This is a genomic window from Nonomuraea fuscirosea, from assembly GCF_003001935.1.
In the GTDB taxonomy this organism is placed as follows: domain Bacteria; phylum Actinomycetota; class Actinomycetes; order Streptosporangiales; family Streptosporangiaceae; genus Nonomuraea; species Nonomuraea fuscirosea.
On record NZ_PVNG01000014.1, the window covers coordinates 188,400 to 205,232 of the forward strand.

Genomic DNA, 16,833 nt, shown 5'->3' on the forward strand with positions numbered 1-16,833 from the left:
ATCCCCCGGCCTCAGATCGCGCCGGCGGCGCGGAGGGCGGCGATCTTGTCGGGGTCGTAGCCGGCCAGCGCGCCCAGGACGACCTCGGTGTCCCGGCCGAGCTCCGGCGCCGGGCGGCCGACGTCCGCCGGTGTGGCGCTCAGCTTGATCGGCTGACCGAACATCCGTACCGGGCCGAAGCCCGGATGATCGACGCTCACCACCATGTCGCGTTCGGCGGTCCCCGGGTCCTCGACCACGTCCTTGATGGACTTGACCACCGTGAGCGGCAGCACCTCCCCGGCCATCCGCTCCAGCTCCTCGCCCGTACGCCCGGCCAGCCACCGCGCGATGACGGGCCGCACGCGGCGCTCGTAGACGTCCTCGTCGAAGCGCTTGCGCATGGTGTCGATCTCGGGGTCGGCGGCCAGGCCGGGCTCGCCGAACAGCTCGCACGCCAGCCGCCAGAACTTGTCGGTGTAGGCGCCGAAGAACACGTGACCGTCCCGGCACGGGAACAGCTCGTACGGCCGCACCCACGGATGCCGGTTGCCGGTGTGCCGCGCGACGTCGCCGTCCACCGTGTAGTTGACGACGGCGTTCTCGGTGAGCGCGATGACGCTGTCCACCTGGGCGACGTCCACGAGCTGCCCCTGCCCCGTGCCTTCGGCGTGGCGCAGCGCCAGCAGCGTGCCCGTGACGGCGAAGAGGGTCGCGGCCAGGTCGCCGAGCACGGTGCCGACCCGGACGGGCGGGCCGCCCGGGTCGCCGTTCATCGACCACAGCCCGCCGGCCGCCTGCGCGGTGCTGTCGAACGCGGGCCGCCGGCTGCGCGAGCCCGTCTGCCCGTATCCGGAGATCGCCGTGTAGACCAGGCGCGGGTTGACCTCGGCGAGGGTCTCGTAGCCGACGCCGAGCTTGGCCATGGTGCCGGGGCGGAAGTTCTCGACGAGGATGTCCGCCCTGGCGGCCAGGTCCTTGAGCGCCGTGCGGCCCGCCTCGGTGGACAGGTCGAGCGTGATGGTCAGCTTGCCGCGGTTGTACTGGGCGTAGTAGCCGCTCAGCTCCCGCTCCCCCGCCCGCACGTACGGCGGGAAGCCGCGCGTGACGTCGGGGTCCCTCGGGTTCTCCACCTTGATCACGGTCGCCCCGAAGTCGGCCAGGATCTGCCCGCAGTACGGCCCGGCGAGCACGCGGGACAGGTCGAGCACCACGACCCCGGACAGCGCGCCCGGCTGCTCCGGAAGCCCTGGAAACATGTCAGCGGTCACTCTCTCTCCCTGATGTCGTGTCGTCATCGCCCAGCGGCGGGGACTGCGGCGGCGAGTGCGGTGGTGACCCGGGACGGCAGCCCGGTGCGGCCCAGTTGCGCGCCGATCCAGCGCGACACGCCGGCCAGCGCGTCCAGGTCGGCCCCGGTCGCGATCCCCATGCCGTGCAGCAGCCAGACCAGGTCCTCGGTGGCCAGGTTCCCGGTCGCGCCGCGCGCGTACGGGCAGCGCCCCAGCCCGCCGACCGAGGAGTCGAACTCGCGCACGCCCGCGTCGAGCCCGGCGACGACGTTGGCCAGCGCCTGCCCGTACGTGTCGTGCAGGTGCAGCGCGAGGTCGCCGGCGGGGACGCCGAGCGCGGCCAGGTCGCGCACGATCGCGTGGACGTGCCCGGGTGTGGCGACGCCGATGGTGTCCCCGAGCGCGACCGTCGAGCAGCCGGCCGCGAGGAGCGCGGCGGCGGTGGCGGCCACCACGGCGCGGTCCACGGGCCCCTCCCAGGGGTCGCCGAACGCCATCGAGACGTAGCCGCGCACCCCGAGCCCCTGCTCACGCGCCGCCCGCGTCACCTCCGTGGCGGTGTCGAGCGCCGCCTGCCTGGCCGCGTTGAGGTTGGCGCGGGCGAAGCTCTCCGTGGCGCTCACGACCACGGCGACGTGCCGGGTTCCCGCTTCGACGGCCCGGTCCAGGCCGCGCCGGTTGGGCACGAGCGCGACCGTACGCACGCCGTCCAGGTCGGCGAGGGCGGGCAGCACCTCGGCGGCGTCGGTCAGCTGCGGGATCCACGACGGCGGGACGAAGCTCGTCGCCTCGATGTCGCGCAGCCCGGCAGCGGCGAGGCGGCGGCAGAGCTCGATCTTCGTCCTGGCCGGGATGACGGCCGGCTCGGCCTGCAGCCCGTCGCGCGGCCCGACCTCGTAGACGCGCACCCGCTCCGGGGCCCGATCCATCCGCTCGACGATCGGCCGGGGCCGCCAGCGTTCGCGGGGCGGGGTGCTCACGCGCGTTCACCCCGCAGCGAGGCCAGCACCTCGCGGGCGTGCTCCTCCTGGATCTTCCCGTCCCGGACCAGCAGCTCCGCGACCCGCGGCACCTCGTCGGAGGTGGCGCCGGCGGTGGCCGCGACCGTCCTGGCGTGCAGCCGCATGTGCCCGTGCTGGATGCCCTCGGCGGCCAGGGCTCGGCAGGCGGCCAGGTTCTGGGCCAGGCCGACGGAGACGATGACCTCGGCCAGCTCCGCCGCCGAGGTGACGCCGAGGATCTTGACGGCCGCCTGCGCCACCGGGTGCGCGCGGGTGGCCCCGCCGACGAGGCCGACCGGCATCGGCACCTCCAGCGTGCCGGTGAGGTTGCCGTCGCGGTCCTTCTCGAAGCGCGACAGGGCGGTGTAGGCGCCGTCGCGGGCGGCGTGCGCGTGGCAGCCCGCCTCGACGGCCCGGGTGTCGTTGCCGGTCGCGAGGACGACGGCGCTGATGCCGTTCATGATGCCCTTGTTGTGGGTGGCGGCGCGGTACGGGTCCGCCTCCGCGAACGCCGAGGCCGCCACGATGTCGTCCACCACCCGCGGGCCGCCGAGCAGCTCCGCGTCGAAGACGGCCCGCGCCCGGACGAGCCGGGTGTCGGCCTTGTTGCTCAGGATGCGCAGCAGCGGCCGGCCTCCCGCGCGCTCGGCGAGCACCGGCGCGATCGCCTCGGCCATCGTGTTGACGGCGTTGGCGCCCATGGCGTCGCGCACGTCCACCAGCAGGTGGGCGATCACCTGGGGGCCCGCGCGGGTCGGGAGGACGCGGGCGGTCAGGTCGCGGGCGCCGCCGCCGAGCCGGACGAGCACGGGGTCCTGGGCGTCGGCCAGCGCCAGGATCTCCTCGCGGGCCTCCAGCACGCGGTTGCGCGCCCCGTGCGGGTCGATCACGTCCACGACCTGGATCTGGGCGATCATCACCGGGCCGGTCCCCGAGGCGTGGAAGCCGCCGTGGACGCGGGCGATCCGCGCGGCGTTGCTCGCGGCGGCCACCACGGACGGCTCCTCCGTGGCCATCGGCACCAGGCGGTCGCGCCCGTTCACTTTCACGTTGGTGGCCACGCCGAGCGGCAGCCCGATCGTGCCGATGACGTTCTCGATCATGTGGTCGGCCTGGTCCAGGGCGAGGCCGCCGGTGTCGAGCGCGCTGAGCGCGGCGGCCGCCACGCCCGCGCCGTCCGCCACCAGGGCGCGCCGCTCGGCGACGCTCCTGTCCTTGAACCCGGAGATCCGGCTGTTGACCGCCACGTGTGCTCCTCGTCGTCCGGTGGGCGCGCCGCGGGACCGATCACCGCGCGACGCCGCTGGTCCCGTCAACGTAGGACGCGCCGGCCCGGCCGGGCCATGGGTGTTCACCCCAGCCCGCCCGGCTGTTCGTGTGACGATGCCCCGCCTGCTTGACCACTGGCCGCGCTCATCAGCTCCCGCAGCCGCACGGCCAGCGAGATGCGGAAGAAGCGGTCGTCCTCGCGCCAGCCGGGGCCGAGCAGGGCGTCGAGGCGTTCGAGGCGCTGCAGGATCGTGTTGGGGTGGAAGCCGAGCATCCTGGCGGCCCTGGTGGGGCTGGCGTTGCAGCGGGCGAAGGCGCGCAGGGTGGCCTCCAGCTCGGTGCCGCGTTCGGCGTCGTAGTCGAGCACGGGGCCGATCAGCCGGGTCACGAACGAGGTCAGCGAGCGGGCGTCGGCGTCGAACACGCTCACGTACGGGAGGTAGTCGTCGGTGCCGGCCACCTCGTCGTCCACCCCGATCACCGCGAGCAGGCGGCTGGTGCGCAGGGCGAGCGTGAAGCGCGTGACGAGGCCCGCCACCGCCGCCTCGACCGGGTCACCGGTCCCGTCACGGGCCGGCTCATCGGGCGGCGGGACCACGGCGAGGACCGGGCCGCCGGCGTGGCGGGCGATGTGCTCCCTGACGGCGTGCGCGCCCACACCGGGCCGGCGCGAGTCCAGCAGCACCACCACGGCCTCGTGGCTCAGCCCGGCCAGCCCGCCCGCGCCGACGCACCGCCGCGCCGCCGCCAGGGCGCGGGCCCGCCGCCCGGCGGGGACGACGTAGAGCTGCACGGTGTCGAGCCGGGAGAGCTCGACGCCGAACGCGCGGGCGCGGCGCTCCAGATCGTCGCGGCGCCCCGGTTGCCCGTCCAGGATGTCCGCGACGAGGTCGGTGAGCAGCCGGCCCTCGGCCCGCGCCACGGCCTGCTGCTGCAGCTCCAGCAGGGAGCACACCTGGGCGGCGCGCTCGATCGTACGGCGGTCGACCGGGCCCAGCTCGAAGTCACCGGGGCCGAACAGCAGCGCCCCGAAGTCCTGCGCCCCCGCCCGCATCGCGCCCACGGCGGCCACCTCGCGGTCCGCTCCTGCGAGCACCTGGCAGCGGCCCGTCCGCGCGCCGGCCGCGACGGCGGCCAGGACCGGCGGGGTCAGCTCCACCGGGCCGCCCGCCCGCTCGCTCATGAACGGCGCGGCCGGCCCCGACGCGGCGATGACGCGATCCTCCGCGTCGATCACGGTGACACCGCGCCCGAGGGCCGCGGAGAGCGCCCGCACGAGCTGGCCGAACCCGCCGCCGTCCAGCACGACCTGGACGAGCTCCCGGTGCACCGCGCCGGCGCGGTCCCGCTCGGCCAGGTGCTCGGTGAGCCGCGCCAGCGCCGCGCGCGCCTCCTCTTCGGAACGCCACAGGTCGCGCAGCGTGTGCGCGGTCCGCAGGACGACGGAGGCGTGGTCGGCCAGCGCCGACAGCAGCGCGATCTGGTCGGGGGTGAACGAGCGCTCCTCGCGCGTCGCCACGAACAGCACGCCGAGCACGTCGTCGCCGGACACCATCGGCACGCCCAGGATGGAGACGACGCCCTCCAGCTCGACCGCCCGGTCGATGTCCGGGACGCGGCGGTCCGCCAGGTACTCGCTGTAGCGCGGCACCCAGCGGGGCATCCGCAGCTCGATGACCTCGCCGGCCAGGCCGTAGCCCGCGGGCACGTTCAGGTGGCGGAACTCGCCGCTGTAGGCGCCGGCGGTGGTGCGCACGTTGAGCTCCCTGGTGCGCGCGTCGTACTCCGACAGGTACGTCACGTCGCAGCCGAGGATCTCGTGCGCCCGCTGGACCAGCCGTTCGAGCAGGGCCTTCCCGTCGCGCGCGGCGGCCAGCTCGCGGGCGCTGGAGAACAGGGCGGCCAGCTCGTGCTCGCGGCGGCGCAGCCGTACGTGCTCGCCGCGCGCCCGGTGGACGTGCTCGCGCGCCCGCTCCTGGCGCGGGGCGGGCACGCCCAGCGTCTCCAGGGCGGCGCCGAGGTCGCGCGGGCTGACGGCGGCGTCGCCGGTGACGGCGCCGAGCACGGTGGCCAGTGCCGCCGACCGCGCGGAGATGTCGTCGCGCACGTTTCCTGCCTCCTCACGCGGCGGGTCGGACCGCCGCTGCTGCCTCCTCACGCGGCGGTCAGAGCGCCTCCTCCCCGTCGAACGGCTCCCCCATGACCGGCACGGCGGCCAGCAGCTCGCGCGTGTACGGATGCGCCGGCGCGGACAGCACGCTCTCGGTCTCCCCCGACTCCACGATCCGGCCGTGCCGCATGACGCTCACGGTGTCGCACACGTACCGGACGACGGCGAGGTTGTGCGAGATGAACAGGACGGTCAGGTCCAGCTCGGCGCGCAGCTCGCGGAGCAGGTTGAGCACGACGCCCTGCACGGAGACGTCGAGCGCGGAGGTGATCTCGTCGGCGATGACGACGTCCGGCTCGGCGGCCAGCGCCCTGGCTATGGTGACGCGCTGGCACTGGCCGCCGGAGAAGGCCGAGGGGAGGTCGCCGGCCCGCTTCGGGTCGAGGTGGACCAGGCCCAGCAGCTCCTCGACCCTGCGCTGTCTGTCCGCCCTGGACAGGCGGCGGCCGGTGGCGCGCATGGCCTCCGCGATCGAGACCCCGACGGGCATCCTGGGGTCGAGCGCCGCGTACGGGTCCTGGAAGACGAGCTGGACCCGCCTGCGGGCGGTGCGCGCGGCGGCGGAGCTCCCGGCGATGTCGGCGCCGTCCAGCCGGATGGTGCCGGCCACGGGCCTGACCAGCCCCACAGCGGCGGCGGCCAGGGTGGACTTGCCCGAGCCCGACTCGCCGACGAGCCCGTGGACGCCGCCCGAGGCGACGGTGAGGTCCACGCCGTCCACGGCGACGTGCGCGCCGGCGCCGTGCCCGTAACGCACGGTCGTGCCGGTGAATTCGAGTGTGCTCACGCTCGCGCCTCCTCGGCGACGCCGCCGCTCTCGTCGATGACGGGCAGCGGGCGGGTTCGGTCGGTGCCCATGTGCGGGACGCACGCCACCAGGGCCCGCGTGTACGGGTGCCGCGCCTCGTCCAGCCGCGCCGCGGCCACCTCCTCGACGATCTGCCCGTCCTTCATCACCAGCACCCGGTCACAGAACCCGCTGACCAGCGCGATGTCGTGGGAGATGAACAGGATGGCGCTGCCGGTCCGCCGCCGCGCGTCGCGCAGCACGCGCAGCACCTGGCGCTGCACGGTCACGTCGAGCGCGGTCGTCGGCTCGTCCGCGATGACCAGCCGCGGCCGGCCCATGAGCCCCATCCCGATCATGGCCCGCTGCCGCATGCCGCCGGACAGCTCGTGCGGGTACTGGCGGGCGCGGCGCTCGGGCCGCGCGATCCCGACCGAGGCGAGCACGTCCCTGGCCCGGTGCCGGGCCGCGGCCCTGGGGACGCCGTCGTGGGTCCGGCTCACCTCGGTGAGCTGCCGGCCGACCGTGAGCGAGGGGTTGAGCGAGGTGAGCGGGTCCTGGAAGACCACGGCCAGCTCCAGGCCGAGCCTGCGGCGGTCGGCGGCGCGCGGCGCGGCGGTCATGTCGATGCCCTGGAAGCTCAGCCGGGTGGCGTCGATCGCGGCCTCGGGGCCGAGCAGGCCGGCGACGGCCATGGCGGTGACGGACTTGCCCGACCCCGAGGCGCCGACGATGCCGACGGTCTCCCCGGGCCGGATGGTCAGGCTCACGCCGCGTACCCGCTCGACGAGCCGTCCTTGCCGGTCGGGGAAGCTGACGCGCAGGTCCTCGACCTCCACGAGCACCTCAGGATCGCCGGCCCCGGCCCGTGCGCGTGCCTTGCTCGCCCGGGGCCGCAGGGGCGTCTTCGAGGCGGACTCGCCGGTCAGCGAGCCGATCGCGTTGAGGATCAGGCCGGTGAGGACGATCGCGATGCCGGGGCCGAGGGCCGCCATCGGGTTGACGTAGATGCGCGCGATGCCTTCGCGCAGCAGGCGGCCCCAGTCGAAGCCGGGGGCCTGCACGCCCAGGCCGAGGAACGACAGCCCGGCGAAGGAGAGCAGCGCGGTGGAGGCGTACGCGGCGGTGTTGACCAGCATCGGCGGCGCGATGTTGGGGATCACGTGGCGGAGGATGACGCCGGCCGGTCCGACGCCGACGATCCTGGCGGCCCGGACGAAGTCGCGCCCGGTCACAGAGGAGGCCAGCGTGTACGTCAGCCGCGCGATCGACGGCACCCCCGCGAACCCCACGGCCAGCATGGCGCCGCTCGCGGTGGCGCCCCAGATCACGGAGAAGAACAGCGCGAGCAGCAGCCACGGGAACGACAGCAGGATGTCGATGAACGCGCTGACCAGCCGCCGCAGCGGGCAGGGCAGCACGGTCGCGACGACGCCGAGCACGATCCCGCCGCTCACGGCGACGGCCGTGGCCCCGAGCGCGAGCAGCACCGACAGCCGGGCCGCGATGAGCACGCGGGCCAGGACGTCTCGGCCGAGGTCGTCGGTGCCGAACGGATGGGCGGCGCTCGGCCCCTGGACGCGGTCGGCCACGGAGGTCGCGGTGGCGGCGTCGCCCCACACGTACGGCGCGAGCACGATGACGAGCAGCAGCGCGAACGCGCCGAGAACGGTCACGACGCCTTGCGGGCCGCGCAGCCCGCGCGGGAGGCCGGAGCGCACGATGTCAGCCCTCCATGATCGACGAACGGGGGTCGAGGGTGGCCAGAACCAGGTCGATGAGCAGATTGAGGCCGAGGACGAGCACGGCGTAGACGAGGACGACCCCCTGGATCATCGGATAGTCCTTCGCCGTGATCGACGAGACGATCGTCGAGCCGAGCCCTGGGATCACGAACACGGCCTCGATGAGCACGGTGCCGGCCACGAGCCCGGTGAGGATGAGCCCTCCGGTCGTGAGCGCGGCGGTGATCATGTTGGGCAGCGCGTGCCGCAGGTAGAGCAGGCGCGCGGGCAGCCGTTTGCCGCGCGCGGTCGTCATGTACGGGGTCTCCAGCACGGCCAGCATCTCCACGTGCACGATCCGGGCGAGGTAGGCCAGCGGCCCGACGGCCAGGGCGGCGACCGGCAGCACGGCCTGGGCGGCCCCGCCCCATCCGGCCACGGGCAGCGCGTTCAGCGTGACGCCGAACAGCGCGATGAGGCCGACGGCGAGCAGGAAGTTCGGGATGGCGATCAGGCCGCTGAGCGCCCAGGAGACCCCGGCGCCGGCCGCGCGCCCGCGCCCGCCGCGCGCCGCTACCGCCGTGGCGACGCCGATGGGCACGGCGCCGAGCGCGGCAACGAGGAAGGCGAGCAGGGAGAGGACGAGCGTGGTGGGGAACCGGTCGGCGAGCGTGGCGGCCACGGGACGGTGGGACCGCAGCGAGACGCCGAGGTCGCCGTGCAGCAGGCCGCTCAGGTAGCCGGTGAACTGCCGCCAGGCCGGCTGGTCCAGCCCCAGCTCCGCCCGGGTGCGTTCGACCAGCTCGGGGGTCGCGCTGGGGCCGAGCGCGGCGCGGACGGGGTCGCCGGGCACGAGGTGCACGACGAGGAACGTGGCGACCACGACGACGGCGAGCGAGACCAGCGCCCGGCCGAGGCGGCGCAGCACGAACGAGGCGCGGGGCGACAGCCGCGGCAGGGCGTGGCGATCCCCCCGGCGCGCCGGATCGGGCCCGGTGGCCGGTCCGGCGGGCGTCGGCCCGGTGGGGGTGGCCGGAGAGATCGCCATGGTGTCACCCCAGCATCCTGATCGTGGTGGGCGCGACGAAGTTCGGCTGCTCCAGCTCGACCCCGGACAGGTAGGTGCGCTGCTCGTTGTCGGCCAGCGGGAACACGTCGGTGCGCTCGACGAGCGCGGCCTCGGCCTGCTGCCACAGGTCGCACGTCGTCTCCGGCGTGGCGGTGGCGGCCTTCTTCGCCAGCGCCTCGTACTCGGGGTTGTCGACGAACATGAAGTTGTTGCCGCCCTTGTCGGGGGTCGCCCCGGCGAAGAACGTGCTCACCGTGACCGGGCCGCCGGGCGCGATCTGGACGAAGCCGGTGTCCCAGTCGAACGTCTGGAACAGCTGCTCCGACCAGGCGTTGGCGTCGTTCGCGGAGAGCTTGGTGGTGACGCCGAGCTTGTCCCAGGTCTGCTGGACCAGCTCGGCGGCGGGGGCGTGCGTGCCCGTGGCCGCGTCGTAGATGAACTTCACGGTCAGCGGCTTGCCGTCCTTCTCCCGTTTGCCGCCCGCGCCGAGCCGCCAGCCGGCCTGGTCGAGCAGGGATCCGGCCTTGGCCAGGTCGGTGGCGGGCAGCGTCCACTTCGGGCCGCCGGCCACGCACAGGAGCGGGTTCTTGACCACCAATGACCGGGAGTCCATCGCGGAGCCGTCGCTCACCACGTCGCCGATGGCCTTGCGGTCGAGCGCCGTGACGAGGGCCTGACGGACGAGCGGGTCGGAGGTGGGGCGCTCGGCGCGCTCGTTGAACAGCATCTCGCCGACCGGGTTGCGCACGCCGACCGAGCCGAGTTTCGCGCCGTCGAGGCGCTTGCGGTCGGTGCCGAGGACGACGGCCGCGTTGATCTCGCCGGACAGCAGCAGGTTGGCCGCGGTGCTCTCGTCGGTGACCACGCGGATCTCCAGGCTGTCCGGCAGGCCCTTCGTCTCGCTCGTGACACCCTTCGGGCCCCACGTGTAGTCCTTGCGCTTGGCGTAGGTGTACGTGGCGCCGGGGGTCGAGCCGCCCAGGGCGTACAGGCCGGTGCCGTCGGTCGTGGTCTTGAGCTTCGCGGGGTCGGCGAGGCCCGCCCCGCACACCATCTCGATCGTCCCCGTGTTGGCGAGCAGGAAGGGGTCGTTCTCCTTGGTGGTGACGGTGAGCGTGTTCCCCTCGGCCTCGGCCGAGACGCCCTTGTGGATCTGCGAGCCGTAGTAGAAGGTCGCGTGCTCGGGGTCGGCGTGGTAGTTGATGTTGTCCGCCGCCGTCTGGGCGGTGAACGGCTTGCCGTCGGAGCAGGTGACGCCGTCGTGCAGGGTGTAGGTGATCTTCTTGTCGCCCAGCTCCCAGCGGGTGGCCAGCCAGGGCTCGAACTTCCCGTCCGGGGTGGAGTAGACGAGCGACTCGTAGGCGTAGCCGACCATCTCGCGGGCGGCCAGGGAGACGCCGGTCAGCGGGTCGAGGTGGCCGGGGTCGGCGGAGATCGCCTTGACGAAGACGCCGCCGGAGACGTGCGTACCGGCTTCCGCCTGCCCGCCCGGGTCGCCGGAGCCGCCGCTCTGCCCGGAGCCGCACGCCGTCAGGCCGGTCGCGGCCAGGATGACGGCGACGGTCGCGGACGCCCTGCCGTGTCTGCTCATGTTGGTTCCTTCCGTCCGATGTGGGCCACCGGCCCCGCGGCCTTGACCGCGACCTTGAGCGTGGGCTGCGTCACGTACGTCACCGGCGTCTCCAGCACGTCGATGACCTCGACGCGGGCGGGGTCGGCCCCCGCCTGCACGGCCTTGTCGATCGCCGCCTTGCTGGCCTCCTCGATGGCGGCCACGCGGTCGGCGACGGCGCACAGCCGGTCGGCCCGGCCGCCCGCGAGGGCGATCGCGGCGCCGACCGCGTTCGCGACCGCGCCGCGTTCCGGCCGGACGACCTCGCTGGCGCCGAGGACCCGGTCGGGGACGAGGAACTCGCCACCGCCGACGACCACCAGCGGCAGCCCGGTGCGCCCGAGCGACATGCGCTCGACGGCCGACTCGATCCGGTCGTGCGCGACGGCCAGCGCCTCGGCCAGCCCCTTGCGTACGGACCGGTCCAGCGGCGGCAGCTCCCGGCCCGCCACGACCGCGCCGGCCGTGGCCGCCGCGTCGGTGAGGGTCGGGGTGGAGCCGCCGAACAGCAGCGCCTCCTCCGCGATGCGGTAGCCGACCGAGTCGGTGCCCGGCGTGCCCGCGGCCACGTCCACGATGGTGCCGCCGCCGACGCCGAGGCTGAGGATGTCCGGCATGCGGAAGTTCGTCCGTACGCCGCCGACCTCGCGCGGCAGCGTCGACTCCCTGGGGAAGCGGCCGACCAGGACGCCGAGGTCGCTGGTGGTGCCGCCGACGTCGATGACGATGGCGTCGTCCGCGCCGGACAGGGCGGCGGCGCCGCGGATCGAGTTCGCGGGGCCGGAGCCGATCGTCAGCACGGGGTAGCGGGCGGCGTACTCGACGGCCATGAACGTGCCGTCGTTCTGCGCGAAGAACGTGGCCGCGTCCAGCCCGTGCTCGACGACGACGGTCGTGAGCGCGGAGGTGATGTCGCGCGCCACCGCGTAGAGTGCGGCGTTGAGCACGGTCGCGTTCTCGCGTTCGAGCAGGCCCAGCGCCCCGATCTCGCTGCTCAGGGAGATCGGCACGTCCACGCCCACGTGGTCCTGGACGAGCGCCTCCACCTCCAGCTCCTGCTCGGGGAAGGACGGGCTGAAGATGCCGCACACGGCGACCGCGTCGAAACGGCCCTCCAGCTCGTCGAGCAGCCGGCGGACGGCGTCGCGGTCCAGCTCGGCGATGGGGTAGCCGTCCACGAGGTGCCCACCGCCGGCCAGCACGTACCCGGCCAGGACCGCCTGGCGCAGGTCGGCCGGCCAGCCGGCGAGCGGCGGGTAGACGGTGGAGGCCGGCGCGCCGAGCCGGATCACGGCGACCCGGCCCAGGTCGCGGCGGCGCACGATCGCGTTCGTCGCGTGCGTGGTGCCGAGCATCACCCGCGAGACCGCGCCCCGGTCGGGGCCGAGCTGGTCCAGCACGGCGGCCAGGCTCGACCTGATGCCCGCGGTGACGTCGCCGGTGGTGGCGCTCTTCGTCCAGGCGATGACCTCACCCGACGGGGAGATCACCACGGCGTCGGTGTTGGTGCCGCCGACGTCGATGCCGACGGACAGGTCGGTGCGGGCGTTCATCGGCGTCCTCCGACGGACGGGTCGGTGCGGGTGCTCATCGGCGTCCTCCGTCGAACGGGACGTAGTCGAGGTCGTATCCGAACGCCCTGGGGCCGGTCAGCTCCAGGCCGCGCTCGGTGCGCCACAGCGGGTCGCACGCCCACGCCAGCACGCTGACCCGCTGGCCGAAACGGAGCAGCTCGGTGGAGATCGCCTCACCGGTCTCGGAGTCGACCACGGTGATGAGGTCGGGAACGCTGGCGACGACGACACCGTCCTCGATGATCACCAGGTTCTCGTTCTGGATCTCGACCCGGGTGAGGCGGCCCCGGTCGGCGCCGACGCCCTCGACGGTCACCGACCCGCGGGTGAAGCCGCCCTCGGTGTTGCGCTCGACGTCGATCACCTTGCCCGAGACGACGACCGTGGCGGCCAGTTCGGCGGCCAGTTCCGAGACGGGCTCGGACGCGGCGAGCAGGCGGCGGCCGACCTGGACGGCGCGGCTCACCGTGCCCTCGATGACGGCGCCGGGAGCGGTCTCGGCGGTGAGCACGTAGTGGGCGCCGAGCGAGATCGCGCCGCTGGCCACGGTGATGGCGCGGGCGTGGCGCTCCAGCCAGGCGAGGTTGATCGTCCGCAGCACCGAGACGTTGCCGATGGTGTCGGCCATGACGGCGAACTCGCTCGGCAGCCCGGCCACGTTCATCGAGATCATCGTGCCCTGGGGGAAGGCGCGGCCCATGCCGTCGGCGTCGAGGACCTTGAGCCCCATCCCCGCGGCCCAGCCCACCGGGGCCACGCCGTTGCTGCCGCCGATCTCGGCCGCCATCACCGCCGTCATCGGGCGGCCCGTGATCCGTTCGACCTCGCGGACGATCGTCTCCGTCTGGCCCTCGGCGGGCAGCATCTCGATGCCGACCGACGGCGCCCCGATCGCCGACAGCACGATCACGGCGTCGTCCTCGGTGAGCTCCCCGACGGTGACGACGGGCACCGGGCCGTGCTTCTCGATCGCCGCCGCGACGGCCATCTGCTCGGTCTGGACGGCGCCTCCGCCGCCCGTGCCGAAGATGGCGGCGCCGGCCGCGAGGGCGGCGACGTCGTCCGCGGCGATCTCGCACAGGCGCGCGGGCGCGGCGGTCCTGGCGGTCGCGGCGGTTCCGGCGGTTCCGGCGGTTCCGGCGGGCGGGTGCGCGGACGTGGTCGTGGCGGCGGGCGGGTGCACGGGCGCGCCGCCGCCTCCGGTAGGCAGGTCCTGGTCGGGCATGTCTTGAGGCTAGGGAGCCCGGTCAAACCCAACAATGTGCCAAGCACCCAGAGAAACACGCCAGACTGTGCTCATGGAACAAGTCAGCCTGGCGGACATCGTCGCCCAGGGCGACAGGATGGGCATCCGGTGCGTCGCGGGCGATCCCGAGGGCGTCGGAGTGTCGGGCGTGCAGATCGTGGCCAAGGACGACCTGCGCCAGGCGTCGCCGGGCCGGCTGGTGATCGTGGCCATGCCGCACGGGGCGGTGCCGCGGCCGTACCAGGTGGACATCGCCATCAGGCATGCCATCGGCGCGCGCTGCGCCGGCATCGTGTTCGCCGGCGACTTCCCGATCGCCGAGACCGCCCGCGCGCTCGCCGAGCGCGGCGGGCTGCCGGTGCTGATGAGCGCGGTGACGCCGTCCGAGCTGGCGGTGCTGCTCGACCGGGCGATCCGCGGCGGCGCCGAGGAGGCGCTGTCCAGGGCCGAGTACGCCATCGCGCGGGCCACGGAGGCAGCCGGAGAGTCGCCGGGGCGGCCGATGGAGGCCGTGCTCGACGAGGTCGGCGCGGCGCTCGGCGCCCGGCTCACCCTCGTCGAGGACCCCGGCGTGCCGTGGTCGGAGCCGCACGCCGTCTGTGTGGGCGAGGTGCCGGTCGGGCGTCTGGTCGCCGACCGCGACGACGCCTCCGTCACGGTGGCGCTCCCGGTGATCGCCGCGATGCTCTCCCGCATCCTGCAACGGCAGCTCCAGGCCAGGTTCGGGCCGGTACGCTCGCGCGCCGACCTCATCATCGAGCTCGTCTTCGCCGAGTCCTCGCGCATCGACCGGCTCGCCATCGAGGCCACCCGCGCCGGGCTGCCGGTGTCGCTGTCCCACGCGGTCGCCTGGCTCATCCCCACCCACCGCGACGACCCCGAGCAGCGCCCGCCCGCCGTGCTCGCGTCCTCCGTCGAGCTGCACGCGCTGCAACTCGTGGACCGGCGCGACGAGGTGTGGCACCTGGCCACGTTCCACGACGACACCGTCATGGTGGCCTCGGAGGAGACCGGCGCCGCCGACCACCAGCGGCGGCTGCGCGACGTCATGGAGGCCGTGGCCGCCCACGCCCGCTCTGTCGCGGGCGAGGAGTGGTCGTTCACCGTGGGGCTCGGCACGCCGCAGAGCGGGGCGGCCGGGCTGCGGCAGTCCGCGACGGAGGCGCACATCGCCGCCGACGCGGCCGTCGCGGGCGGCCGGGCGGGCGGCATCGAGGTCACCGACGTCACCGGGCTGCGCCGGGTGCTGCTCGACTTCTACGCCTCACCGCTGAGCCGGTCGCTGCTGGACGACATCCTGGCCCCCCTCGACGCGCTCGGGCCCGAACGCGCGGCGATCGCCATGCGCACCCTGGTCGCCTACCTCGGCCACCGCAACTCGCTGGCCCGGGCGGGCGCGGAGCTCAACCTGCACGCCAACGCGGTCAACTACCGCGTCAGGCGGATCGAGCAGACGCTCGGGCTCGACCTCACCGCGCCGGACGTGCGCTTCTCCGTCGAACTGGCCTGCCGCGTACGCCTCGCCGCCTCGGGCCGCTGACCCCGTGGGCCCGCCGCATCGTCACGCCGACCTCGCCGGATCGCCGCGGATCGGGGCCGCCGGCCTCGCCGGCTCGTAGGATCGGGACGCCGACCTGGCCTGCTCTGTTCACCCTTCCCTCATTCGCCTGGTAGACGTTGAGACCCATGCACGGACACACTGCGCGCGACCCCGAGACCGAACGTTCCCGCCGCTGGCTGCTGAACCGGGCGCTGCTGCTCGGCGGCGCCGCCGCGGTGACGGCCATGACCGGCTGCTCCCCCAGCTCGCCCGGCGGCGCCCCGGCCAGCGCCGCCCGCTCCTCCGGCGCGCCTCCTCCCGGCGGGGCGGCCCCCAGACCCGGCGAGATCTCCTACGACGACTTCGTCGGCGTCACCACCGACGGCAAGGTGGTCGAGGACCTGTACGCGGTCCACTCCACGGGCGTCTCCACCGCCGCGCTCGTCAAGGCGGCCAAGGCGTTCCTCAAGGGGCTCCCGGCGGCGCAGCGGCGGGAGACGCTGTACGACGTACGCGCCGACGAGTGGCTGGCCTGGAGCAACCTCGACGGCTTCGAGCGCAAGGGCGTCCGCATGGGCGACCTGACCAAGGCCCAGCGCGCCCGGGGCTACGCGGTGCTGGAGGCGGCGCTGTCCGCCGACGGGCTGACCCAGACCCGCAACATCATGAAGCTCAACGCGTTCCTGGGCGAGCAGGCCGGCGGCGGCAGGGAGAGCCTCACCGAGGGCCACTACTTCTTCACGGTCATGGGCACGCCGTCCGCCACGCAGCCCTGGGGCTTCCAGTTCGAGGGTCACCACCTGGCCGTCAACTACTTCGTGCTCAAGGACCAGGTGGTCATGACGCCGACGTTCATGGGCTCCGAGCCGACGTCGGCCACATACAGGGGCGAGCGCGTCACCGTGTTCACCAGGGAGACCGAGGCCGGGCTCGCGCTGCTGCACGCGCTGACCCCGGAGCAGCGCGCCGAGGTGATCTCCACGACGGAGGTGAAGCGCGGCGCCAACATGAAGGCGGGCGCCGGCGCCGACAACCTCCGCCTCCCCTACGCCGGCCTGGCCGCCTCCCGCTTCACGCCCGAACAGCGCGGCAAACTGCTCGACCTCCTCCGCGTCTACGTCGGCTACCAGGCCGAGGGGCACGCGGCCGTACGGATGAAGGAGGTCGAGGAGCACCTGGACGAGACGTACTTCTGCTGGCTCGGCGAGACCGGCGACGACTCCGCGTTCTACTACCGCGTGCACAGCCCGGTCGTGCTCATCGAGTACGACGCCCAGGCCCCGATCGCGTACGGCGACGAACGCGGCCCCGGCGGGGAGCCGACCCGCCAGCACATCCACACCGTCGTCCGCACCCCCAACGGCAACGACTACGGCGCCGACCTGCTCCGCCTCCACCTGGAGACCGACCACAGTTCCTGAGGCGGGTTCGGTGGAGGGAGGACGTCATGGACGTCGCCGGGCTCGGCTCGTTCCCGAGGCCGGCCTGCCGCCCTCATCGCCGCCGTCCGCTTCCCCTCACGCGACGTTACGCCGCCTGCGAACCTCGCCCGCATCGCGTCGGCGCAGGT

The 16,833-nt window shown here is 74.2% G+C and carries 12 protein-coding genes; 2 read left to right on the plus strand and 10 right to left on the minus strand.

Annotated elements, in window-relative coordinates; genetic code table 11:
* Positions 1 to 11 precede the first annotated feature (11 nt).
* The 10 genes from B0I32_RS30625 to B0I32_RS30670 form a co-directional block, all read right to left on the minus strand.
* Complete coding sequence (locus tag B0I32_RS30625) at positions 12 to 1,250, minus strand: CaiB/BaiF CoA transferase family protein (RefSeq protein WP_219912079.1); 1,239 nt, start codon at positions 1,248 to 1,250, stop codon at positions 12 to 14.
* 23 nt (positions 1,251 to 1,273) lie between these two features.
* A complete protein-coding gene (locus B0I32_RS30630) occupies positions 1,274 to 2,251 on the minus strand; it encodes a hydroxymethylglutaryl-CoA lyase (protein WP_245956127.1) in 978 nt (325 codons plus the stop codon).
* On the minus strand, positions 2,248 to 3,519 hold the full coding sequence (locus B0I32_RS30635; protein ID WP_106245668.1) for a hydroxymethylglutaryl-CoA reductase, degradative: 1,272 nt from the start codon (positions 3,517 to 3,519) through the stop codon (positions 2,248 to 2,250). The genes B0I32_RS30630 and B0I32_RS30635 overlap by 4 nt, the downstream gene beginning before the upstream one ends.
* Before the next feature lie 104 nt (positions 3,520 to 3,623).
* Positions 3,624 to 5,648 carry a helix-turn-helix domain-containing protein gene (locus B0I32_RS30640; protein WP_106245670.1) on the minus strand — a complete coding sequence of 675 codons (2,025 nt, stop codon included), beginning with the start codon at positions 5,646 to 5,648 and terminating at the stop codon, positions 3,624 to 3,626.
* Between the two features lie 58 nt (positions 5,649 to 5,706).
* Positions 5,707 to 6,498, minus strand: a complete 792-nt coding sequence (locus B0I32_RS30645; protein ID WP_106245671.1) for an ABC transporter ATP-binding protein — start codon at positions 6,496 to 6,498, stop codon at positions 5,707 to 5,709.
* A complete protein-coding gene (locus B0I32_RS30650; protein ID WP_106245673.1) occupies positions 6,495 to 8,219 on the minus strand; it encodes a dipeptide/oligopeptide/nickel ABC transporter permease/ATP-binding protein in 1,725 nt (574 codons plus the stop codon). Before B0I32_RS30650 ends, B0I32_RS30645 begins: the two co-directional genes overlap by 4 nt.
* 4 nt (positions 8,220 to 8,223) lie before the next feature.
* Positions 8,224 to 9,270, minus strand: a complete 1,047-nt coding sequence (locus B0I32_RS30655) for an ABC transporter permease (RefSeq protein ID WP_106245675.1) — start codon at positions 9,268 to 9,270, stop codon at positions 8,224 to 8,226.
* A gap of 4 nt (positions 9,271 to 9,274) precedes the next feature.
* Positions 9,275 to 10,882, minus strand: coding sequence for an ABC transporter substrate-binding protein (locus tag B0I32_RS30660; RefSeq protein ID WP_106245676.1), 1,608 nt, complete (start codon positions 10,880 to 10,882; stop codon positions 9,275 to 9,277).
* A complete protein-coding gene (locus B0I32_RS30665) occupies positions 10,879 to 12,456 on the minus strand; it encodes a hydantoinase/oxoprolinase N-terminal domain-containing protein (RefSeq protein WP_106245678.1) in 1,578 nt (525 codons plus the stop codon). Before B0I32_RS30665 ends, B0I32_RS30660 begins: the two co-directional genes overlap by 4 nt.
* 34 nt (positions 12,457 to 12,490) lie before the next feature.
* On the minus strand, positions 12,491 to 13,702 hold the full coding sequence (locus B0I32_RS30670; RefSeq protein WP_106245680.1) for an S-methyl thiohydantoin desulfurase family protein: 1,212 nt from the start codon (positions 13,700 to 13,702) through the stop codon (positions 12,491 to 12,493).
* A 73-nt stretch (positions 13,703 to 13,775) separates the two neighbouring features.
* Between B0I32_RS30670 and B0I32_RS30675 the strand changes: the two genes are divergently transcribed.
* The gene (locus B0I32_RS30675; protein WP_106245681.1) at positions 13,776 to 15,263 is read left to right on the plus strand and encodes a helix-turn-helix domain-containing protein; all 1,488 of its coding nucleotides are present in this window, start codon (positions 13,776 to 13,778) and stop codon (positions 15,261 to 15,263) included.
* A gap of 146 nt (positions 15,264 to 15,409) precedes the next feature.
* Positions 15,410 to 16,684 carry a DUF3500 domain-containing protein gene (locus B0I32_RS30680; protein ID WP_106245683.1) on the plus strand — a complete coding sequence of 425 codons (1,275 nt, stop codon included), beginning with the start codon at positions 15,410 to 15,412 and terminating at the stop codon, positions 16,682 to 16,684.
* The last annotated feature ends 149 nt before the right edge of the window (positions 16,685 to 16,833 follow it).